17 protein-coding genes and 1 tRNA gene are annotated in these 20,902 nt (G+C 68.7%); 9 read left to right on the top strand and 9 right to left on the bottom strand.

Going from position 1 to position 20,902, the window contains the following annotated elements; all coding sequences use genetic code 11:
• Nucleotides 1–2 precede the first annotated feature (2 nt).
• From ACF1B9_RS21040 to ACF1B9_RS21025, 4 genes are all read right to left on the bottom strand, one after another.
• The gene (locus tag ACF1B9_RS21040; protein WP_391746730.1) at nt 3–995 is read right to left on the bottom strand and encodes an AAA family ATPase; all 993 of its coding nucleotides are present in this window, start codon (nt 993–995) and stop codon (nt 3–5) included.
• Complete coding sequence (locus tag ACF1B9_RS21035) at nt 992–3,190, bottom strand: trypsin-like peptidase domain-containing protein (protein WP_391746729.1); 2,199 nt, start codon at nt 3,188–3,190, stop codon at nt 992–994. Before ACF1B9_RS21035 ends, ACF1B9_RS21040 begins: the two co-directional genes overlap by 4 nt.
• A gap of 1 nt (nt 3,191) precedes the next feature.
• Complete coding sequence (locus ACF1B9_RS21030; protein WP_391746728.1) at nt 3,192–3,560, bottom strand: CU044_2847 family protein; 369 nt, start codon at nt 3,558–3,560, stop codon at nt 3,192–3,194.
• Between the two features lie 984 nt (nt 3,561–4,544).
• A tRNA-Gly gene (locus ACF1B9_RS21025) sits at nt 4,545–4,618 on the bottom strand.
• 467 nt (nt 4,619–5,085) lie between these two features.
• Here ACF1B9_RS21025 and dcd point away from each other — a divergent pair.
• Nucleotides 5,086–5,661 carry a dCTP deaminase gene (gene dcd / locus ACF1B9_RS21020; protein WP_072487843.1) on the top strand — a complete coding sequence of 192 codons (576 nt, stop codon included), beginning with the start codon at nt 5,086–5,088 and terminating at the stop codon, nt 5,659–5,661.
• 6 nt (nt 5,662–5,667) lie between these two features.
• Complete coding sequence (locus ACF1B9_RS21015; protein WP_391746727.1) at nt 5,668–6,168, top strand: phosphoribosyltransferase; 501 nt, start codon at nt 5,668–5,670, stop codon at nt 6,166–6,168.
• Nucleotides 6,169–6,363: 195 nt separating this feature from the next.
• Here the strand turns inward: ACF1B9_RS21015 and ACF1B9_RS21010 are convergent, their stop codons facing one another.
• From ACF1B9_RS21010 to ACF1B9_RS21000, 3 genes are all read right to left on the bottom strand, one after another.
• Nucleotides 6,364–7,311: a Yip1 family protein gene (locus ACF1B9_RS21010; RefSeq protein WP_391746726.1), complete on the bottom strand. Its 948-nt coding sequence runs from the start codon at nt 7,309–7,311 to the stop codon at nt 6,364–6,366.
• A gap of 181 nt (nt 7,312–7,492) precedes the next feature.
• Nucleotides 7,493–9,760: a (Fe-S)-binding protein gene (locus ACF1B9_RS21005; RefSeq protein WP_391746725.1), complete on the bottom strand. Its 2,268-nt coding sequence runs from the start codon at nt 9,758–9,760 to the stop codon at nt 7,493–7,495.
• A 97-nt stretch (nt 9,761–9,857) separates the two neighbouring features.
• On the bottom strand, nt 9,858–10,523 hold the full coding sequence (locus ACF1B9_RS21000) for a sugar transferase (RefSeq protein ID WP_391746739.1): 666 nt from the start codon (nt 10,521–10,523) through the stop codon (nt 9,858–9,860).
• 467 nt (nt 10,524–10,990) lie between these two features.
• Between ACF1B9_RS21000 and dnaK the strand changes: the two genes are divergently transcribed.
• The 4 genes from dnaK (at nt 10,991) to ACF1B9_RS20980 (ending at nt 15,208) form a co-directional block, all read left to right on the top strand.
• Entirely contained in the window at nt 10,991–12,844 is a 1,854-nt protein-coding gene (dnaK, locus tag ACF1B9_RS20995; RefSeq protein WP_376277769.1) for a molecular chaperone DnaK, read from the top strand.
• Complete coding sequence (gene grpE, locus ACF1B9_RS20990) at nt 12,841–13,482, top strand: nucleotide exchange factor GrpE (protein WP_391746724.1); 642 nt, start codon at nt 12,841–12,843, stop codon at nt 13,480–13,482. Before dnaK ends, grpE begins: the two co-directional genes overlap by 4 nt.
• A gap of 93 nt (nt 13,483–13,575) precedes the next feature.
• Complete coding sequence (gene dnaJ, locus ACF1B9_RS20985) at nt 13,576–14,760, top strand: molecular chaperone DnaJ (RefSeq protein WP_391746723.1); 1,185 nt, start codon at nt 13,576–13,578, stop codon at nt 14,758–14,760.
• A gap of 1 nt (nt 14,761) precedes the next feature.
• Complete coding sequence (locus ACF1B9_RS20980; protein ID WP_093899393.1) at nt 14,762–15,208, top strand: heat shock protein transcriptional repressor HspR; 447 nt, start codon at nt 14,762–14,764, stop codon at nt 15,206–15,208.
• A gap of 294 nt (nt 15,209–15,502) precedes the next feature.
• On the opposite strand, the gene ACF1B9_RS20975 is transcribed toward ACF1B9_RS20980, so the two are convergent.
• Entirely contained in the window at nt 15,503–16,528 is a 1,026-nt protein-coding gene (locus ACF1B9_RS20975; protein WP_391746722.1) for a helix-turn-helix transcriptional regulator, read from the bottom strand.
• 83 nt (nt 16,529–16,611) lie between these two features.
• Between ACF1B9_RS20975 and ACF1B9_RS20970 the strand changes: the two genes are divergently transcribed.
• Together ACF1B9_RS20970 and ACF1B9_RS20965 are read left to right on the top strand one after the other, a co-directional pair.
• The gene (locus ACF1B9_RS20970; protein WP_376222428.1) at nt 16,612–16,959 is read left to right on the top strand and encodes a 5'-nucleotidase; all 348 of its coding nucleotides are present in this window, start codon (nt 16,612–16,614) and stop codon (nt 16,957–16,959) included.
• Nucleotides 16,956–17,276: a (2Fe-2S)-binding protein gene (locus ACF1B9_RS20965; protein ID WP_391746721.1), complete on the top strand. Its 321-nt coding sequence runs from the start codon at nt 16,956–16,958 to the stop codon at nt 17,274–17,276. The genes ACF1B9_RS20970 and ACF1B9_RS20965 overlap by 4 nt, the downstream gene beginning before the upstream one ends.
• Before the next feature lie 125 nt (nt 17,277–17,401).
• Here the strand turns inward: ACF1B9_RS20965 and ACF1B9_RS20960 are convergent, their stop codons facing one another.
• A complete protein-coding gene (locus ACF1B9_RS20960) occupies nt 17,402–17,806 on the bottom strand; it encodes a TIGR03618 family F420-dependent PPOX class oxidoreductase (RefSeq protein WP_351071588.1) in 405 nt (134 codons plus the stop codon).
• Between the two features lie 261 nt (nt 17,807–18,067).
• Here ACF1B9_RS20960 and clpB point away from each other — a divergent pair, with 261 nt between their 5' ends.
• Complete coding sequence (gene clpB, locus ACF1B9_RS20955; protein ID WP_391746720.1) at nt 18,068–20,668, top strand: ATP-dependent chaperone ClpB; 2,601 nt, start codon at nt 18,068–18,070, stop codon at nt 20,666–20,668.
• Nucleotides 20,669–20,902 lie beyond the last annotated feature (234 nt).

Raw genomic sequence — 20,902 nt, 5'->3', positions numbered from 1 at the left:
GCCTACAGAGCACCCCCCAGCCTGTGCAGCACCGCTTCCAGCAGCCCTTCGGCGTCCAGATCGACCCCGCCCAGCCGCAGGAACGCAGCGTTCAGCAGCTGGTCCGTGGCCAGCTCGCCAGGTGCCCGTCTGGCGAGGAACGCCCGCACCAGGTCGTCCACCTGGGGCAGCGCGTCCGCGCCCAGATGGGCCGCCACGATTGCGCGCAGCCGTTCCTCGTCAGGATCCGGCAGGTCCAGCCGTAGGCAGCGGCGCAGGAAGGCGGGAGGGAACTCCCTCTCGCCGTTGCTCGTGATGACCACGACCGGGAACTCCTGGCAGCGCACCACACCCCTGTGGACGGTCACGGTGTCGCCACCCCGCGCACTGTGGACCTCGATGTCGTCCTCGCCGGGCGGCAGCCGGGAGAGTTCGGGGATCTCGAACTCGCCCTCCTCGAAGACCGTCAGAAGGTCGTTGGGCAGGTCGACGTCCCCCTTGTCGAGCTCGTCCACGAGCAGCACGCGGGGAAGCCCGTTCGCCACCAGCGCCGTGCCCAGCGGTCCGAGCCTGATGAAGTATCCGATGCCGGGGGCATTGCCGTCCCCCTTTTGCAGGAGGTTCGTCTCACGCAGCCTGCCCACCGCGTCGTAGTTGTACAGCGCCTCGGCGAGTGTGGACCGGCTGTTCACCGGCCACCGCAGTACGGGCCCCAGGGAGAGCTCATGGGCCACCGCATGGGCCAGCGACGACTTGCCGGTGCCCGGATGGCCGGTGACCAGCAGCGGCCTGCGCAGGTGAAGGGCGGCGTTGACGATGTCCCGCTGGGTGGGCCCGATCAGATACGGGCGCGGGTCGCTGGGGGCGGTCATCTCGCCGGACCCGGCATTGTGCCGTTCTCCGAACCGCCGCCATGGCGGCGCCGGAGGCAGCGTCACCTGGCGCGGCGGTCCTTCTCCGCGGAACAGCCGCCAGTTGCCGGGGTCCTGCGACGGAGTGCGCTCTGTTGCCGTCATGAGGTCGCGTCCTCCCAGGACGGGTCGCTCCAGTAGGGCTCGGGCGGGGTGCGGGACGCGTCGTCCCACACGAGTACGGGGGCGACCGCTTCCTCCCCGGAGCTCCCCAGCGTCCGGGCGCGGTGCGCCCGGACACGTTCGGGCAGGCTCCGGGGGTGGCCGTTGAGCATGAGTGCGGTGAGCTGGTCGATCCGGCGTGGTGAGTCGTTGCGGTCCCACAACACGACGGGTATGCCATGCGCCAGGCAGACGACCTGAAGCCTGGGGCGGTGCTCAGGCGCGCAGCCGATGGCGAGCCGGCCCGTCTGCTGGTCCTGGTGCAGGAGCTTGTACACGTGCTCCGGCTCACTGTGCTCCGGCATGAGCCGGGTGAACGCTCCTGAGGGGAAACCCACGGACCTCGTCTCCCAGGCCCTGAGCCTCTTGAGCGACTGCGTGCGCAGTTCTGGACACCGTACGACGACGGCGTACTCCACGCCGAGGACGGACGGGAAGCCGCTGTCCACGTCGCCGTCGTCCCAGCGGTCCACCGGGAGATCGAGGTCCTCCGGCTCGACCACGAACTCGACCAGAGGGGACCTGCGCACCCGTACCGCGGCGGGGACCTCCCGCAGGAGGATGTCCTGGACCAACCGGGCCACGTCCTGGGGGCCGCGCGGCTCGTCGTCCGCCAACACCTGCCGCAGGACACCGTCCTGTCCGGTGCCGGGGTCGTACCAGACAGCGCAGAGGTGACCGCCTGACGGGGACCTTGCGAGCTGCACGGTCAGACGCGGTTCGGCGGGTGTCGTACGGGCTCTTCTGACTTGGGCCCAGTCCTCCGCGTCGGTGCGCCGGGACAACAGGACCGACTCGTGCACGCCGATCCTCTCCGCCACAGCCGCGACCCACTCACGCAGCTCACCCCGTTGTCCGGGGGCCGTCAGGGCGGCGACGTACTCCACCGCCGTGAGCAGGGCGGGCACGCGGTGCGGGGTGTCGGTGGACCCACTGTCACCCCAGTAGCTCTCCAAGGCGAGTACGAGAGACCGCACGGCGTCGTCCGGTTCGCCGCGGAGCGTTTCGAGCGGCTCGTCCCAGAAGGTGGTGTTGACCAGTGCGTCGCGCGCCGCCTCTTCGAGGAGCTGGCCGGGCTCCCCGTCCAGAAGGGCCAGCAGGGAGGCGAGCTCCAGCGGTGTGAGGATGCCCGGGACCAGCGCACCGCGGCACAGCGAGAGCAGCTTCAGTGCTGTCTCACGCAGTGCGCTGGGTAGTTCGTCCGTGAGGACGGCGGCGGCGCGGGGCTGGGTCAGCACGAGCTCCACCAGTGCGGCAACCGACGCGTCGGCCCTGGAGCCGCCCGGCAGCTCGAGTGCCGAGAGGACCCGGCGCGTGTGGCGCAGGCGCTGGTCCTCGTCCGGCAGGAGGTTCAGGACCACCGTGTGGAGTTTGTGCCACAGGACCGGGGCGACCGCACCGGGCGGCCTTCCGGCGCCGCCGTGCGCCGGACCGACACGGATCTCCAGCGTGCTCAGGAACCGTTCGACGGCCTGCCACGGGGTGACGATGGCCCGGCGCAGTACGTTCTCGCCGCGGAAGGGACCGTCCGGCGGTGACATCACACCCAGCACGAGCCCGACCGACGCCTGTTCCTTTTCGCACCACAGGGGGCCTCCGCTATAGCCGGGACCGATCGCGGCACCACGCGGCGCACCGTCCACGAAACCGTGGTCGTGCTGCACCGAGCCGACGCTGCTGTCCGCGTAGGTGAACGACGAGCCGTCGCCGTACCATGCACGGACCTCCTGGCCACGGTCCATGTACTGCCAGGGTGCGGCGGCAGCGGGAGCCGCAGGCTCCGCCGCCAGCTCCAGTACGGCCAGATCGCCGCCCCAGAGAGGCTCGCCCGGAACCACGGGAATGTCGGGAGCCCCCGCGCGGTGCGCGGCTTTCCACGCCACGAGCCGTGCGGAGAGCGCGGGTCCATCAGGCACGCAGGGGAAGCGCACCCGCAGGAAGGCGTTCTCCGGGGCCCGCCGTGCGAACATGGCGCGGCCCAGCGCCTCGTTGACCACATGGGCGCATGTCAGCAGCCGCCGCTGGCCCATGTAGACGCCGCTTCCCACGACGCGGGCCGTGCCAGAGCTGAGGACCGATACGAGGGACAGCCGTGCGGCGTCGCGATCGGACGCGTCACGGTAGCCCCGTCCGCGCATCTCAGCGGTCCGTGGCGGTCTGCTGCCCCAGGTGCCAGTTCGCGGTGACGGTCAGCGTCGCCTCACCCGCCACGCCCACGACCCCCAGCTTGAGGTCGTTCCCGATCCTGACCCCGAAGCTGACCGAGATCTCGTCGGGCGAATCGGGCACGGAGGCCGCGGTGTCACGGATCTGCTGGAGGAGGGGGACCAGGGGGGACAGAACCCCCCGCAACGCGGTTCCGGCGACGGCTCCCAGCCGCGATCCCCTGGCCACCGGTACGGACGTGCCGAAGCCAGGCGCTGAGGTCTCGGCAGGGGCGGCCGCCGGGAAGACCTGAAGCGCCAGCGATGAACCGTCTTCGAACTCGAACTCCATGAATTCTGACACGGAGCAATCTTCACCCAACTGCCCAATGGTTAGGTGCGATCCGGCAAAAAAGATCCGCTGGGTCCGCATGGATCCGGGTCGGCTGGTGCTAAGTCTCGTACGGCGTATTCGAACTGGGTGTAGTGCAGGCCATCCAAGTGCTCTGCCGAGTATCGGAGCCCCTGCGCTCGGACGGCATCCCGGCGGGCCTTCTCCCTCTGCAGGTGCACACCGACGGCGCCCGTACCCGCTGCCGCGATGACCGGAAGCGCGAAGACCCACGGGTGTTCGGCCACCCAGGACGCCACCGACGCGATGAGGCTGGACGCCACCGCACCGACCAGGCCGATCATCAACAGAAACTGAAGACCGGAGCCCTTCTGCTTACGGGGTCGACTGCTCCGGCGACGCCGGACCGGACGTCGGCTCATCGTCCACTCCTCGGGCCGGGAAAGACGATCGGATACGAGACAGTTGGCGTTGGCCGCGCGGCAGGCTTGTCCCACCACCCCGGCCACGACCGCTCCCAGGATGGCAGTCTCCCGGCGGGCGCCGGCTGGGAGACGGGTAGGCCTCCTCACCACGGTTCCGTCCGACTTCACGTACTGCTCGATCACAGGCACGGCCGTGTCCCCCATCCAGTTCAGTCATGCCTCCCTGCACAACGGCCCCATGAAAACACTCACCACTGACAACACGTCACGCCATGATGGCCGTGCGTGATCATTTCGCGCCACTGTCGGGCCGCCCGGGCGGTAGGTCTACAGGTGGGCCCGACCTGTCCTTGGCGGATGCGAACTCGTCGCCCCACACTCGCGTGTGGCGCGGATCACCTGGGGCGCGTCTCGTGGTGCGGGGTGGGGGTGCGACGAGCCGACCCATGTAGTGCGTCGCGCGCCCTCTGGGCTGCGTATTCGCGCAAGATGGGGCACGCGGAGGGCACGCCGTCCGGCAAGAGGTCTAGACAACAAAGAAGCCCCGGGCCGCTGGCCTGGGGCTTTCATGTGGAGCGGGTGACGAGAATCGAACTCGCGCTCTGAGCTTGGGAAGCTCATGTTCTACCATTAAACTACACCCGCGTAACGCACCGATCGATCCGCTGCGTATCGTCACACACTGTACCCCATGCCAGGTCCCCGGCGTTCGAGCCGTGGGGCCCTTTTGCTGTGGGGGAGGGTGGATGCGGTTGCTGTGGGCGGGAGTTGGGGGCGTAGCGTGGGTGGTCGGAGTGCCGCCTGGAGTGGCGTCCTGTTCATCCCCTAATGTGGCTTTCTCGTCCAAGGCTTGTTGGGGAAGGGACTTGATGGACTCCATGGAGCGCACCGTCGTCCGCTGTGCCGAAGGGCACGTTTTCGCTACCGCTTCGTTCCCGATGCAGCAGCTCGGGTCCGGGCGGATCGGTCCCGGGCGGCTCATTCGCTGTCCTCGTTGCGCGCGGTTGCGGCATGCCGTGCCTGTGGTGTTCGAGGAGCGGTAGCGGCGGTGTCGGGCGCGCGGGGCGGTCCCGGATTGGGGCGGGCCCGCGCGTTCTGCGTATCCTCGGGGCGTGCTTCTCTCAGACAAGGACATCCGGGCCGAGATCGACGCCGGACGTGTTCGCATTGATCCGTTCGACGCATCGATGGTGCAGCCCTCCAGCATCGATGTGCGGCTCGACCGCTATTTCCGGGTGTTCGAGAACCACCGCTATCCGCATATCGACCCAGCCGTCGAGCAGGCCGATCTGACGCGCATGGTCGAGCCGGACGGGGACGAGGCGTTCATTCTGCATCCCGGTGAGTTCGTGCTCGCTTCGACGTACGAGGTCATTTCGCTTCCCGACGATCTTGCGTCGCGGCTGGAGGGGAAGAGTTCGCTGGGCCGGCTCGGTCTGGTGACGCATTCGACCGCCGGGTTCATCGACCCGGGTTTCTCCGGTCACGTGACCCTGGAGCTGTCGAATCTCGCGACGCTGCCCATAAAGCTGTGGCCGGGGATGAAGATCGGGCAGCTGTGCATGTTCCGGCTGAGCTCGCCCTCGGAGTTCCCGTACGGCTCCGAGCGGTACGGATCGCGTTATCAGGGCCAGCGCGGGCCGACCGCGTCGCGGTCGTTCATGAACTTCCACCGGACGCAGGTGTGATGCCCGATGAGTGCTGAGGTGCGGGAGAATCTGACGTACGACGGCTTCGGTCATGCCGTGCGTGAGCTGGCGCAGACCGTGGCCGACGACGGGTTCGAGCCCGATGTCGTGCTGAGCATCGCGCGGGGCGGGGTGTTCGTCGCGGGCGGGCTCGCCTATGCCCTGGACTGCAAGAACATTCATCTGGTGAATGTGGAGTTCTACACCGGCGTGGGCACCACCCTGGAAATGCCGGTCATGCTGGCGCCCGTGCCGAACGTCATCGACTTCTCGGACAAGAAAGTCCTGATCGCCGACGATGTCGCCGACACCGGGAAGACGCTGAAGCTGGTGCGCGATTTCTGTATCGATCATGTTGCGGAGGTGCGCAGCGCGGTCATCTACGAGAAGTCGCATTCGCTCGTGAAGTGCGAGTACGTGTGGAAGAAGACTGATCGCTGGATCAATTTCCCGTGGAGCGTGGAGAAGCCCGTCGTACGACGCAGCGGGCAGGTTCTCGACGCCTGACACGCGCAACTCCGCGCGTGCGTGTTGCCCGATGGACCCTGGCCCGACGGTCCGGGTACGTGTCGGTCGTAAGGACGGATGGACGGACTGAAAACCCCCGGCGCTGGTGCGCCGGGGGTTTTCTTCTTGTCCGGGTTCTGTTTGTCCGGGTTCTGTCTGTCCGCGGACGGGATCGTTTTCCCGCGGGCGGGACCGTCAGATCGTGCCCAGCTTGATGATCGACAGCAGTGCGATCAGCTGGATCGCGGAGGCGCCCAGCGCCTTCGGCCACGGCAGGTCGTGCGATTTGCTCACCATCGAGGTGAAGAGCGCGGCCGAGGCCAGCCAGGTGATCCAGCCGAGGATCTGGACCAGGGAGTTCTCGCCCCCGAGGAAGAGGGCGAATATCAGGCGGGGCGCGTCCGTGATCGACATGATCAGCATGGAGAGGCCCACGGTCGGCTGCCAGGAGCCGTCGCCCCCGAGCTGGCGGGCGAGGGTGTGCGTGACCGCGCCGAGGACCAGACCGCCGATGACGAAGCCGATGCCCGTGATGACGACGTAGGGGACCGCGGTGGAGATCGTCGCGTGGATCGCGTCGTCCCTGGCCTGGTCGAAGCCGAAGAGGGCGAGCAGGCCATACAGGAACGTGACGATGAGCGCCGGGCCCCAGACCGGGTAGTCGCGCATCTGCCAGAACGTCGGTCCCGGGCGCAGCACGATGCCGCTGAGCAGGTCCTTCCATGGCAGCCGCGGACCTGCGGGCTGGGCGGGTGCCTGGCCGGCGCGGTAGGTGTTGGCGTCGCCGTACGGGTCCTCGCCGATGCTGAACGCCTGGGTGTGGCCGGGGGAATTGGCGTACGGGTCGCCCTGCTGGGGGGACCCGTGGGGGTGGTGGGGCTGTTGGTACGGGTCGCCGAAGTACTCCGGCTCCCCGTGGCCGCCGGCGTCGTAGCCGTTGCCGTTCCCGTAGCCGCCGTTGTGGCCGCCGTGGCGCCCACCGTTGTTGTGCGGGGGCGCGGCGCCGTTGCCCCCCGTCGGCGGCCAGGGCTGCTGCCCGTACGGCGGTGGTGCCTGTGTGCCGTACGGCTGCTGCCGCGGTTGCTGTTGCCCTTGCTGCGGGGTGCGGTTGTCCCGGCCGCGTCCGATCCTGAATCCAGCCACGTCATCGAACGTACCTGGTCCGCGCGGGTGCGGTGAGAGGGCCTGGGGAACCTGTCCGCCATTGCGGCCGAGCTGTGACATCCCCTAGGGGATGCGCAGGGGGATGCCTAGGGGGGAAGCAGAAGCGGCCGGTCCTGCCCCCGAGGCAGGTCCGGCCGCTTCTGTCGCACGACAGCCCGAGCTACTTCACCGGCTCCGGCTCCGGTGCGTCCGCCGACTCCGTCTCGCCGGCCGGGTCGGCCGGAGTCTTCACGGAGTCCAGCAGCAGCTGCGACACGTCGACCACCTGGACCGACTCCTTCGCCTTGCCGTCGTTCTTCTTGCCGTTGACCGAGTCGGTCAGCATGACCAGGCAGAACGGGCAGGCGGTGGAGACGATGTCGGGGTTCAGGGACAGGGCCTCGTCGACGCGCTCGTTGTTGATGCGCTTGCCGATCCGCTCCTCCATCCACATCCGGGCACCACCGGCACCGCAGCAGAAGCCGCGCTCCTTGTGGCGGTGCATCTCCTCGTTCCTGAGGCCCGGGACCTTCGCGATGATCTCGCGCGGCGGGGTGTAGATCTTGTTGTGACGGCCCAGGTAGCAGGGGTCGTGGTACGTGATCAGGCCCTCGACCGGGGTCACCGGGGTCAGCCTGCCCTCGTCGATGAGGTGCTGGAGCAGCTGGGTGTGGTGGATGACCTCGTACTCGCCGCCGAGCTGCGGGTACTCGTTGGCGATCGTGTTGAAGCAGTGCGGGCAGGTCGCGACGATCTTCTTCGCGGCCTTCGCCTTCTTCGTCGAGTCGTCCTCGTCGTCCTCGCCGAACGCCATGTTCAGCATGGCCACGTTCTCCTGGCCGAGCTGCTGGAACAGCGGCTCGTTGCCCAGGCGGCGGGCCGAGTCACCGGTGCACTTCTCGTCGCCGCCCATGATCGCGAACTTGACGCCCGCGATGTGGAGGAGCTCCGCGAAGGCCTTCGTGGTCTTCTTGGCCCGGTCTTCGAGCGCGCCCGCGCAGCCGACCCAGTACAGGTAGTCGATCTCGGACAGGTCCTCGACGTCCTTGCCGACGATCGGGACCTCGAAGTCGACCTCCTTGGTCCACTCGACGCGCTGCTTCTTGGCCAGCCCCCAGGGGTTGCCCTTCTTCTCCAGGTTCTTGAGCATGGTGCCCGCCTCGGACGGGAACGCGGACTCGATCATCACCTGGTAGCGGCGCATGTCGACGATGTGGTCGATGTGCTCGATGTCGACCGGGCACTGCTCCACACAGGCACCGCAGGTGGTGCAGGACCACAGCACGTCCGGGTCGATGACGCCGTTCTCCTCGACCGTGCCGATCAGCGGGCGCTCGGCCTCCGCCAGGGCCGCGGCCGGTACGTCCTTCAGCTGCTCCTCGGACGCCTTCTCGTTGCCCTCCATGTCCTTGCCGCCGCCGGCCAGCAGATACGGGGCCTTGGCGTGCGCGTGGTCGCGCAGCGACATGATCAGGAGCTTCGGGGAGAGCGGCTTGCCCGTGTTCCAGGCCGGGCACTGCGACTGGCAGCGACCGCACTCCGTGCACGTGGAGAAGTCGAGGATGCCCTTCCAGGAGAACTGCTCGACCTGGGAGACACCGAAGACGTCGTCCTCGCCCGGGTCCTCGAAGTCGATCTCCTTGCCGCCGGAGGTCATGGGCTGGAGCGCGCCGAGCGCGACCGCGCCGTCCGCGTTCCGCTTGAACCAGATGTTCGGGAAGCCGAGGAAGCGGTGCCAGGCGACACCCATGTTGGTGTTCAGCGAGACCGTGATCATCCAGATCAGCGAGACGCCGATCTTGATCATCGCGACGAAGTAGATGAGGTTCTGCAGCGTGCCGAGCGCGAGGCCCTTGAAGGCGAGGACCAGCGGGTACGAGATGAAGTACGCGGCCTCGTAGCTCCCGACGTGGTGGATCGCGCCCTCGAGGCCGCGCAGGGTCAGGATCGCCAGGCCGATGACGAGGATGACGTACTCGACGAAGTACGCCTGCCACGCCTTGGAACCCGTGAAGCGGGACTTGCGGCCGGCCCGGGAGGGCAGGTTCAGCAGCCGGATGGCGATCAGCACGAGGATGCCGACCGTCGTCATCAGGCCGATGAACTCGGTGTACATCTCGAACGGCAGCCAGTTGCCGATGATCGGCAGGACCCAGTCGGCCTTGAAGAGCTGCCCGTACGCCTGGAGCAGCGTCGGCGGCAGCGTCAGGAAGCCGATGGCGACGAACCAGTGCGCGAAGCCGACGATCCCCCACCGGTTCATCCGGGTGTGGCCGAGGAACTCCTTGACCAGGGTGATCGTGCGCTGCTTCGGGTTGTCGGTGCGGCTGCCTGCCGGGACCGGCTGTCCGAGCGTGACGAACCGGTAGATCTGCGCGACGGCTCGGGCGATGAGCGCAACGCCGACCACAGTCAGCACCAGCGACACGATGATCGCGGCGAGTTGCATTTGGGGGCTCCTCGGGCCTGCGAGGGTGGGATCCAGCGTTTGCGAACACTGGGACTACTAAGCAGTAACTTAATCAGTCTGTGCTGACACTATCCACTTATTCCGCCGCGCTGTAGCCGGACCGGCGGTGATCTGTGTCGCTCAGGTGTGCCTTGCCGCGTCGGGTGAGTCCGCGGACCGCCCGGTGCAGCGGAGTGTGCACGGCTCTCGCCAGGATGGCGAGGTCGAGTCCTACCCAGTGGTGCTCGGCGTAGTGCTGGTCGAGCAGGGCGGGTTCGTCCCACGGCATGCCGGAGCGGGAGCGTACCTGCGCCAGGCCGGTGAGGCCCGGTCTCAGTTCCTGCCGCCAGTCTCTCGCGTCGGGGACGGTGGTGGTTCCCGGGGGCTCCGTGGTGGCGGTGGCTGCGGGTCCGTAGGGGGCGGCGGAGCCGGCGGCCTTGGGGGGTCCGGCCGTCCTGGCTCGGGCCTCGTCCGGCGTCAGGGGTTCCGGGCCGACCAGGGACAGCTCTCCCCTTACGACGTGCGGCAGCCGGGAGAGCAGGTCCAGCCGCAGCCGGCGGGTGCGCAGCGAGCGCAGTACGAAGAGGTGACCGCCCAGGCCGATCCGGGGTGAGCGGGTCAGTACCCCGCCGGAGGGGCGTTGTGCGGCGAGGGCGAGGGCGCCCGCGGCGAGCAGGGGGGCGGCGAGGGTCAGCAGGATCGAGCCGAGGGTCAGATCCAGTACGCGCTTGGCCGACGGCCATTCCTGCTGTCGCACGCGCATGCGGGCCGACGAGAGGGTCGACAGGAGGCCCGCCGGGAGAGCCGGCGCGCCCGCCGGGGTGCGGGCGGTCGCGTGGGCCCGCAGGTACGCCGAGATGCGGCCCGGCCCGCGGTCGGACAGGCGGCCCGGCAGGCGTGCCGCGGCGCGCGCCGGCACGCGGTCCGTGGAACGGTCCATCGGCCGGCCCTGTCTCTGTCTCTGCATCGTTCGCACCTGCCTGGGGTGGCGTGGATCGAGTGCCGGTTTTGTGTGACTCACGGCAATTTGTGACAGAACGATCCCATGACGCAATGATGGGGGCGGGTTGCCCGGCCCGTGAGGGAGCCGGTGTCGTCCGAGATCATCCGCCGCGCGTCAGGTGCATGCACGATAGTTGAGTCGACCTGACTCAAGTCTGTTGACACTGGGACGGGCGTCATGCATCCTTGAGTCAGTTCCACTCAAGTAGTCAAGCTGGAGGAATTGAAATGGCACGTGCGGTCGGCATCGACCTGGGCACGACTAACTCCGTCGTCAGCGTTCTCGAAGGCGGCGAGCCCACCGTCATCACCAACGCAGAGGGCGCCAGGACCACGCCGTCCGTCGTCGCCTTCGCGAAGAACGGCGAGGTGCTGGTCGGCGAGGTCGCCAAGCGCCAGGCAGTGACCAACGTCGACAGGACCATCCGCTCCGTCAAGCGCCACATGGGCACTGACTGGAAGATCGACCTGGACGGCAAGAGCTTCAACCCGCAGCAGATGAGCGCCTTCATCCTGCAGAAGCTGAAGCGGGACGCGGAGTCCTACCTGGGCGAGAAGGTGACTGACGCGGTCATCACCGTCCCCGCGTACTTCAACGACTCCGAGCGTCAGGCGACGAAGGAGGCCGGCGAGATCGCGGGCCTGAACGTCCTGCGCATCGTCAACGAGCCGACCGCCGCCGCGCTGGCGTACGGGCTCGACAAGGACGACCAGACGATCCTCGTCTTCGACCTCGGTGGCGGCACCTTCGACGTGTCGCTGCTGGAGATCGGCGACGGCGTCGTCGAGGTCAAGGCCACCAACGGTGACAACCACCTCGGTGGTGACGACTGGGACCAGCGCGTCGTGGACTACCTGGTGAAGCAGTTCGCCAACGGCCACGGCGTGGACCTGTCCAAGGACAAGATGGCTCTCCAGCGTCTGCGCGAGGCCGCGGAGAAGGCGAAGATCGAGCTCTCGTCCTCGACCGAGACCACGATCAACCTGCCCTACATCACGGCGTCCGCCGAGGGCCCGCTGCACCTGGACGAGAAGCTCACGCGCTCGCAGTTCCAGCAGCTGACCGCCGACCTGCTGGAGCGGTGCAAGACCCCGTTCCACAACGTGGTCAAGGACGCGGGCATCCAGCTCTCCGAGATCGACCACGTCGTGCTCGTCGGTGGCTCCACCCGCATGCCGGCCGTCGCCGAGCTCGTCAAGGAGCTGACCGGTGGCCAGGAGGCCAACAAGGGTGTGAACCCGGACGAGGTCGTCGCCATCGGCGCCTCGCTCCAGGCCGGTGTCCTCAAGGGCGAGGTCAAGGACGTCCTGCTGCTCGACGTCACCCCGCTGTCCCTCGGTATCGAGACCAAGGGCGGCATCATGACGAAGCTCATCGAGCGCAACACCACGATCCCGACCAAGCGCTCCGAGATCTTCACGACGGCCGAGGACAACCAGCCGTCCGTGCAGATCCAGGTCTACCAGGGCGAGCGCGAGATCGCGGCGTACAACAAGAAGCTCGGGATGTTCGAGCTGACCGGCCTGCCGCCCGCCCCGCGCGGTGTCCCGCAGATCGAGGTCGCGTTCGACATCGACGCGAACGGCATCATGCACGTCGCCGCCAAGGACCTCGGCACCGGCAAGGAGCAGAAGATGACCGTCACCGGCGGCTCCTCGCTGCCGAAGGACGAGGTCAACCGGATGCGTGAAGAGGCCGAGAAGTACGCCGAGGAGGACCACGCCCGCCGCGAGGCCGCCGAGTCGCGCAACCAGGGCGAGCAGCTCGTCTACCAGACGGAGAAGTTCCTCAAGGACAACGAGGACAAGGTCCCCGGTGACGTGAAGACGGAGGTGGAGACCGCGCTCACCGAGCTGAAGGAGAAGCTCAAGGGCGACGACACCGCCGAGATCCGCACGGCCACCGAGAAGGTCGCGGCCGTCTCCCAGAAGCTGGGCCAGGCGATGTACGCCAACGCCCAGGCCGAGGGCGGCCCGCAGGGCGACCAGCAGCCGGGTGCCCAGCAGGCCAAGGCCGACGACGATGTCGTCGACGCCGAGATCGTGGACGACGAGAAGGACGCGAAGGGCGGTGCGGTGTGACCGAGGAGACTCCGGGTTTCGAGGAGAAGCCCGACGTCCCCTCCGGCGCCACCCCCGGCGGAGCCGAGCCGAAGGACGCCGCTTCTTCTCCGGAGGAGGAGGCGTCCCCGGCCGAGGACGCAGCACAGACAGTCGGCCTGACGGCCCAGCTGGACCAGGTCCGCACCGCGCTCAGCGAGCGCACGGGCGACCTCCAGCGGCTCCAGGCCGAGTACCAGAACTACCGCCGCCGCGTCGAGCGGGACCGGGCCACGGTCAAGGAGATCGCCGTAGCGGGTCTCCTGTCCGAGCTCCTGCCCGTGCTCGACGACGTCGGCCGGGCCCGCGATCACGGCGAGCTCGTGGGCGGGTTCAAGTCGGTGGCCGAATCACTGGAGACGGTCGTCGCCAAGCTGGGCCTGCAGCAGTTCGGCAAGGAGGGCGAGCCCTTCGACCCGACGATCCACGAGGCCCTGATGCACTCGTACGCGCCGGATGTCACCGAGACGACCTGCGTGGCGATCCTGCAGCCGGGGTATCGGATCGGCGAACGCACCATCCGCCCCGCGCGGGTGGCGGTGGCCGAACCCCAGCCGGGTGCGGCAGCCAAGGAAGAGAAGGCAACCGACGAGGAGAGCGGTGGCACCGAGGAGGTCTGACATCCCGTCTGACCACCTCGCGGCCCACCGCCCGGCCATGCGACCGCCCACCGGGCCGGTCGCATGGCCGATCGTCCGGAAGGAGGGACGTCGATGAGCACGAAGGACTTCGTCGAGAAGGACTACTACAAGGTCCTCGGCGTCCCCAAGGACGCCACCGACGCCGAGATCAAGAAGGCGTACCGGAAGCTCGCCCGCGAGTTCCACCCGGACGCCAACAAGGGCGACGACAAGGCGGAGGAGCGCTTCAAGGAGATCTCCGAGGCGAACGACATCCTTGGCGACACCAAGAAGCGCAAGGAGTACGACGAGGCGCGCGCCCTCTTCGGCAACGGCGGCTTCAGGGCCGGACCCGGGGGCGCCGGCGGCAACTTCAACTTCGACCTGGGCGACCTCTTCGGAGGGACCCAGGGCGGGGGCTCGGGAGGCGGCGCCGGTGGCTTCGGCGGCGGCGGTCTGGGCGATGTCTTCGGCGGCCTGTTCAACCGGGGCGGCACGGGGACGCGGGTGCAGCCGCGCCGCGGCCAGGACATCGAGTCCGAGGTGACGCTCAGCTTCACCGAGGCGGTCGACGGGGCCACGGTCCCGTTGCGGATGTCCAGCCAGGCGCCCTGCAAGGCGTGCTCCGGCACCGGTGACAAGAACGGCACCCCCAGGGTCTGCCCGACCTGTCTCGGTACCGGCCAGGTGTCGCGCGGCACCGGTGGCGGATTCTCGCTCACCGATCCCTGTGTGGACTGCAAGGGCCGGGGCCTCATCGCCCAGGACCCCTGCGACGTCTGCAAGGGCAGCGGACGGGCGAAGTCCTCCCGGACCATGCAGGTCAGGATTCCGGCGGGCGTCTCGGACGGCCAGCGGATCCGGCTGCGCGGAAAGGGCGGTCCGGGCGAGCGCGGTGGACCGGCCGGCGATCTGTACGTCGTGGTCCACGTCGACGCCCACCCGGTCTTCGGCCGCAAGGGCGACAACCTCACGGTCACCGTGCCCGTCGACTTCACGGAGGCGGCGCTCGGCGGCGAGGTGAAGGTGCCCACGCTCGGCGGTCCGCCGGTCACTCTGAAACTGCCGGCCGGCACCCCCAACGGGCGCACGATGCGCGCCCGCGGCAAGGGCGCCGTACGCAAGGACGGCACCAGGGGCGACCTGCTGGTCACCGTCGAGGTGACGGTGCCCAGGGACCTCAACACCGAGGCCAGGGACGCACTGGAGGCCTACCGCAAGGCGACCGCGGGCCACGACCCGCGGGCAGAGCTGTTCCAGGCGGCGAAGGGAGCTTGAGGTGGACGGCCGACGACGCAATCCGTACGAACTGACCGATGAATCACCGGTGTACGTGATCTCGATCGCGGCCCAGCTCTCGGGCCTCCATCCGCAGACACTGCGCCAGTACGACCGTCTCGGTCTGGTCTCGCCCGACCGCACGGCCGGGCGTGGCAGGCGCTACTCGGCCCGCGACATCGAGCTGTTGCGCACCGTGCAGCAGCTGTCGCAGGACGAGGGCATCAACCTCGCCGGCATCAAGCGCATCATCGAACTGGAGAACCAGGTCGCGGCCCTCCAGCAGCGCGTCGCCGAACTCTCGGCGGCCGTGGACGGGGCGGCGGTGGCCATGCAGCAGCGCGAGGCCCAGGTGCACGCCTCGTACCGCCGCGACCTGGTGCCGTATCAGGACGTGCAGCAGACCAGCGCGTTGGTGGTCTGGCGGCCGAAGCGGCCGAAGGACTGAGCGGGTCGACGCACCCGCACGACGGACGAGGCCCGCCACCCGGTGGAGAACGGGGTGGCGGGCCTCGTCCGTGTCCGCGGGCGGCCGCACACCACGTACGTGGTCCTGGACCGGGGACACGATGTCCGTCCGTCGGCGTGAACGGCCGCTGCGGCCGGGAACGGCCATCGGACCGGTGTTCCGTGGTTCCCTCCCGGTGGTGCCCGCCCGTCAGGGGGTCACGTCCGTGCGCCGGGGGCGTGGCCGGTCTCCCCCCCCGTGCCGGTCACGACTGCCCCCGAATCACGCAAGGCGTCAGAGTGCGTCGCGATCGGTACCCTGGTCCAGGATTCCCGACTGCGCGATGAGGTAACCGAGTTGGGCGCGGCTGCCGCTGCCGAGTGCGGCATTCAGTTTGGCGATGTGCGCGCGGCAGGTGCGTACGTTCATCCCGAGGCGACGGGCGATGGAGTCGTCGACGTTTCCCTCGACGAGGAGCTGGGCGATGGAGCGCTGGACTCCGCTGATGCCCTTGGGCGCCTGTTCGTACTTGATCTCTTCGAGGAGTGGCTGCGCGCGGCTCCACAACTGCTCGAAAACCTTCACCAGATACTCGACCAGCCCGGGGTGGCGCAGTTCCAGGGCGACTTGGCGGTCGTCCTGAGCCGGGATGAAGGCGACCGTCCGGTCGAAGACGATGAGGCGCTCTATGAGTTCTTCGAGGGTCCGGATCTCGACCTTGCCTTCGGCCAGACGTTCCGCGTAGGCAAGGGTTCCAGGGCTGTGCCGGGCCGTGTGCTGGTAGAGCGTGCGGATGCTGACACCGCGGTCCACGACCGAGAGGCCTCGTTCCAGGGCCTCGCTGAGGCGGTCCTCGCTGCGCCCGCCCCCGGGTTGGACGGTGAGGACTTCGGTGCGGCACTCGGCAGTGGCGAGATCCAGTGCCGCGTTGATGCGGTTGACCCCCTCCAGCACCGTGATGGCGTGGGTCGTCGTCGGGTCCTGGGCGCTGATGTCCATGAACGGTTCGAAGGCTTCGGCCAGTTCGACGGAGTGCCGTCGGCGTTCCTGGATCTCGCGCTCTATGGGATGAAGGCGCTGCGCCAGGGCGGCGGACGGCGGGACCGGACGGAGCCAGTCGGAGTCGTCGGGGTCCGGGTGCAGGAGAGTGAAGTCCATCAGGCAGGGCGCGGAATCCACTTCGCTGCGAGCGATGCGACCGGAGCGGAGTGCGCTGGCGTAGAGATGTTTTCCGGCGTCGCACAGTTCGGTGATCGCATGAGGATGTGCCTGTTTTGTGTCTCTTGTGGTCATACCTTCACCCCCCAGGTTCCTGAACATGCAAGAACATGATGCATTGACTCGGTGGTGTTGGCGCGCCCAGGTGAGACATCGTCTTAGGTGCGGGGGAGAAGAATCCACAAGTGAGGACGAAGCTGACTATGTATAAGCGAGTGCTTCGCTCGGTGCTTGCCGCCTCGTTCGTCGCGGCTTTGGGCCTTGGAGCAGTGGGTGCCGGCGACATTGCGTGGAACGCCGAGGCGGCAGCCGTGCCGGGTGACATCGCGTGGAGCGTCGAGGCGGCGCCCGCGCCGGGTGACATCGCCTGGGGCACACCGGCCTCCGTGCCGGGTGACATCGCCTGGGGCACACCGGCCTCCGCGCCGGACGACATTGCCTGGATCGCCCCGGGCGACATCGCGTGGAACGTCGAGGCAGCGGCCGCGCCCGGTGACATCGCCTGGTCCGAACCGACTCAATCGGGCGCATGACCATCCCGCCGGACGACCGAACCTTCCGGCGCGAGATGGCCACGGCCTACCGATCAGGCTGGCATTTCATCGATCTCGTCACGGCCGTCCCCCGCCGTGGCGACTCGCTGATGGTCACTCTGTTCGGCGACCCCATCGTTGTCGCACGTGAAGAAGACGACGAAGTACGTGCCTACCGGTGCCTCCGCAAGCCGCGGGGAGCCCCGCAGCCCGTCCGCTGCGCGATCCGGTACGACATGATCTTCGTCAACCTCGACCGGCGGGACCACCAGCTGTTCGAGCCAGAGACTATCTCCGCCACCCCCCGCAGTGCCTGAGCGATCCCCCGTCGTTACACGTCGCTCAGTCACTCCCCCACACAACGGCGCCATCGTGACCTGAACACGGTGGCGCCGTTGTGCTGCCCGGAGTCCTGTGCTGCCAGGGGTTTTCGCGGTCCCCCTCACGCCCTGCCGAGCGCCCGGTCCAGGGCGATCTCCATGACGACGCGGTCCGGGTTGGGCGACGGCGTGCGCCCGTAGCGTTCCGCGTAGCGGCGTACCGCGTCGGCGACCACCTCCGGCTCCGTGCGGACCGTCGCACGGCCCTCCAGCGTCGCCCAGCGGCGCCGGTCGACCTGGCAGACCGCGACCCGGGCGCCGTCCGGACCCGCCGCCAGGACGTTGGCGACCTTCCGCCTGCCCTTGCTGGTGATGATCCGGGCCAGCCCGGCCTCGGGGTCGTACGTCACGCCCACCGGCGCCACGTGCGGCGTGCCGTCGGGACGGAGCGTGGTCAGGGTGCACAGGTGGTGCTCGCGCCAGAACGCGAGGTACTCGGGATCGGGGTTCGTCACGTCGACTGCCATGGGGACAGCGTAGGCAGCGCGGGCCGGCCCCGCGGTGGCGCGGCCCCGATCCGGCCGGTTGACTCGGGGCGGAAGCGGAAGCGGAAGCGAAAGCGGAAGCGGAAGCGGACTGCGGAGGGCCGAGGGCAGGGCAGCGGCAGGCGGGAACAGGGGCGTCGGACAGGTGTGAAGTGAGGTTGAGTGGAATAGACTCAACTTTGTACACGTTGACCTAGTCAGTGTTGTGGAGAGACCGGTCATCGCAAGGAGGAGAAAGCGCACGTGGACGCCGAGCTGACCAACAAGAGCCGTGACGCCATCAACGCGGCCACCAACAGGGCCGTGAAGGACGGGCACCCCGATCTGACCCCTGGGCATCTGCTTCTCGCGCTGCTCGCGGGCGAGGACAACGAGAACATCATCGATCTGCTCGCCTCCGTCGAGGCCGACCAGCTCGTCGTACGCAGCGAGACCGAGCGGCTGCTGGGTGCGCAGCCCAGTGTCACCGGGTCGACGGTCGCCCCGCCGCAGCCCAACCGCGAGCTGCTCGCCGTCATCGCGGACGCCGCGCAGCGCGCGAAGGAGCTCGGCGACGACTACATCTCCACCGAGCACCTGCTGATCGGCATCGCCGCCGTGGGCGGCCGGGCCGGTGAGATCCTGAGTGATCAGGGGGCCAGTGCGAAGAGGCTGCTGGACGCGTTCGAGAAGAACAGGGGAGGGCGCCGGGTGACCACACCCGACCCGGAGGGCCAGTACAAGGCCCTGGAGAAATTCGGTACGGACTTCACGGCGGCCGCGCGCGAGGGCAAGCTCGACCCGGTCGTCGGACGCGACCAGGAGATCCGCCGCGTCGTCCAGGTCCTGTCCCGCCGCACCAAGAACAACCCCGTGCTCATCGGTGAGCCCGGCGTCGGCAAGACGGCCGTCGTGGAAGGGCTCGCCCAGCGCATCGTCAAGGGCGACGTCCCCGAGTCCCTGCGCAACAAGCGCCTCGTCTCGCTCGACCTCGGCGCGATGGTCGCGGGCGCGAAGTACCGCGGCGAGTTCGAGGAACGGCTCAAGACCGTCCTCTCCGAGATCAAGGAGAGCGACGGGCAGATCATCACCTTCATCGACGAGCTGCACACGGTCGTCGGCGCGGGCGCCGGGGGCGACTCCGCCATGGACGCCGGCAACATGCTCAAGCCGATGCTGGCCCGCGGCGAGCTCCGCATGGTCGGCGCGACGACGCTCGACGAGTACCGCGAGCGGATCGAGAAGGACCCCGCCCTGGAGCGCCGCTTCCAGCAGGTGCTGGTGGCGGAGCCGAGCGTCGAGGACACCATCGCGATCCTGCGCGGTCTCAAGGGCCGTTACGAGGCCCACCACAAGGTCTCCATCGCGGACTCCGCCCTGGTGGCCGCGGCGACCCTGTCCGACCGCTACATCACCTCCCGCTTCCTCCCCGACAAGGCCATCGACCTGGTCGACGAGGCGGCGTCCCGGCTGCGCATGGAGATCGACTCCTCGCCCGTCGAGATCGACGAGCTCCAGCGCGCCGTCGACCGCCTCCACATGGAGGAGCTGGCCCTCAAGAACGAGACCGACCCCGGCTCCAGGCAGCGCCTGGAGAAGCTCCGCCGCGACCTCGCCGACAAGGAGGAGGAGCTGCGCGGCCTCACCGCGCGCTGGGAGAAGGAGAAGCAGGGCCTCAACCGCGTCGGTGAGCTGAAGGAGCGCCTCGACGAGCTGCACGGCCAGGCCGAACGCGCCCAGCGCGACGGCGACTTCGACACCGCCTCCAAGCTGCTGTACGGGGAGATCCCCGGCCTGGAGCGGGAGCTGGCGGAGGCGTCCGAGGCCGAGCAGGAGGCCGCCAAGGACACGATGGTGAAGGAGGAGGTCGGCCCGGACGACATCGCCGATGTCGTCGGCTCCTGGACCGGCATCCCGGCCGGCCGTCTGCTGGAGGGCGAGACCCAGAAGCTGCTCCGCATGGAGGACGAGCTGGGCAAGCGCCTCATCGGGCAGACCGAGGCCGTGCGTGCGGTGTCGGACGCGGTGCGCCGGACCCGCGCCGGAATCGCCGACCCCGACCGGCCCACCGGATCGTTCCTCTTCCTCGGCCCGACCGGTGTCGGCAAGACGGAGCTCGCGAAGGCGCTCGCCGACTTCCTGTTCGACGACGAGCGGGCCATGGTCCGCATCGACATGAGCGAGTACGGCGAGAAGCACAGCGTGGCGCGGCTCGTCGGTGCTCCGCCCGGATACGTCGGCTACGAGGAGGGCGGCCAGCTCACGGAGGCGGTCCGCCGCCGCCCGTACAGCGTGGTGCTGCTGGACGAGGTCGAGAAGGCGCACCCCGAGGTCTTCGACATCCTGCTCCAGGTCCTGGACGACGGCCGGCTCACCGACGGACAGGGCCGGACGGTCGACTTCCGCAACACCATCCTGGTCCTGACCTCCAACCTCGGCAGCCAGTTCCTGATGGATCCCCTGACCGAGCCCGAGGTGAAGAAGGAGCAGGTCCTGGAGGTCGTACGGGCCTCGTTCAAGCCGGAGTTCCTCAACCGGCTCGACGACCTGGTGGTCTTCTCCGCGCTGTCCGGCGACGAGCTCTCGCACATCGCGAAGCTCCAGATCGACCGGCTCGCCGGGCGCCTGGCCGAACGCCGGCTCACCCTCGACGTCACCCCGGCCGCCCTGGCCTGGCTGGCCGAGGAGGGCAATGACCCGGCGTACGGTGCCCGGCCGCTGCGCCGGCTCATCCAGACGTCGATCGGCGACCGGCTCGCGAAGGAGATCCTCGCGGGCGAGGTCAAGGACGGGGACACCGTCCGGGTGGACCGGGTCGGCGACGGCCTGCTCGTCGGGCCCGCGACTTCGGGGAAGACCTTGTAGGCGGCGCACGGCCTGTTCGATGTCGTGTCCCCAGCCGGAAGACCGCGCGTCCCGGCTGGGGACTCTTCGTCCGCCCCGCAGCGCGATCGACGAAGAATTGCGGTGATTTCGGGAGAACGGAATACCGGACGCCGCGTCATCGGTGATCCAGTGTTCAACATCGATATTGAGCCAAACGTTTCGCTTCGCGTCGGGGGGTGGGATCGCGTTGCCCTGCTCCGCCCCGGCCCGTGC

The organism is Streptomyces sp. NPDC014727 (assembly GCF_043083485.1).
Lineage (GTDB): Bacteria > Actinomycetota > Actinomycetes > Streptomycetales > Streptomycetaceae > Streptomyces.
The sequence above is the reverse complement of the archived record's forward strand: the minus strand, read 5'-3'. Positions and strand labels throughout refer to the sequence as shown.

What these genes read in the sequence shown, in the direction of transcription:
- ACF1B9_RS20960 (WP_351071588.1), bottom strand. Translation starts at nt 17,806, where the DNA reads ATGGCAGTCGACGTGACGAACCCCGATCCCGAGTACCTCGCGTTCTGG.
- ACF1B9_RS21035 (WP_391746729.1), bottom strand. Translation starts at nt 3,190, where the DNA reads ATGCGCGGACGGGGCTACCGTGACGCGTCCGATCGCGACGCCGCACGG.
- ACF1B9_RS21000 (WP_391746739.1), bottom strand. Translation starts at nt 10,523, where the DNA reads ATGCGCGTGCGACAGCAGGAATGGCCGTCGGCCAAGCGCGTACTGGAT.
- ACF1B9_RS21015 (WP_391746727.1), top strand. Translation starts at nt 5,668, where the DNA reads ATGAGTGCTGAGGTGCGGGAGAATCTGACGTACGACGGCTTCGGTCAT.
- ACF1B9_RS20975 (WP_391746722.1), bottom strand. Translation starts at nt 16,528, where the DNA reads ATGTTCAGGAACCTGGGGGGTGAAGGTATGACCACAAGAGACACAAAA.
- ACF1B9_RS21040 (WP_391746730.1), bottom strand. Translation starts at nt 995, where the DNA reads ATGACGGCAACAGAGCGCACTCCGTCGCAGGACCCCGGCAACTGGCGG.
- dnaK (WP_376277769.1), top strand. Translation starts at nt 10,991, where the DNA reads ATGGCACGTGCGGTCGGCATCGACCTGGGCACGACTAACTCCGTCGTC.
- ACF1B9_RS21005 (WP_391746725.1), bottom strand. Translation starts at nt 9,760, where the DNA reads ATGCAACTCGCCGCGATCATCGTGTCGCTGGTGCTGACTGTGGTCGGC.
- dnaJ (WP_391746723.1), top strand. Translation starts at nt 13,576, where the DNA reads ATGAGCACGAAGGACTTCGTCGAGAAGGACTACTACAAGGTCCTCGGC.
- ACF1B9_RS20965 (WP_391746721.1), top strand. Translation starts at nt 16,956, where the DNA reads ATGACCATCCCGCCGGACGACCGAACCTTCCGGCGCGAGATGGCCACG.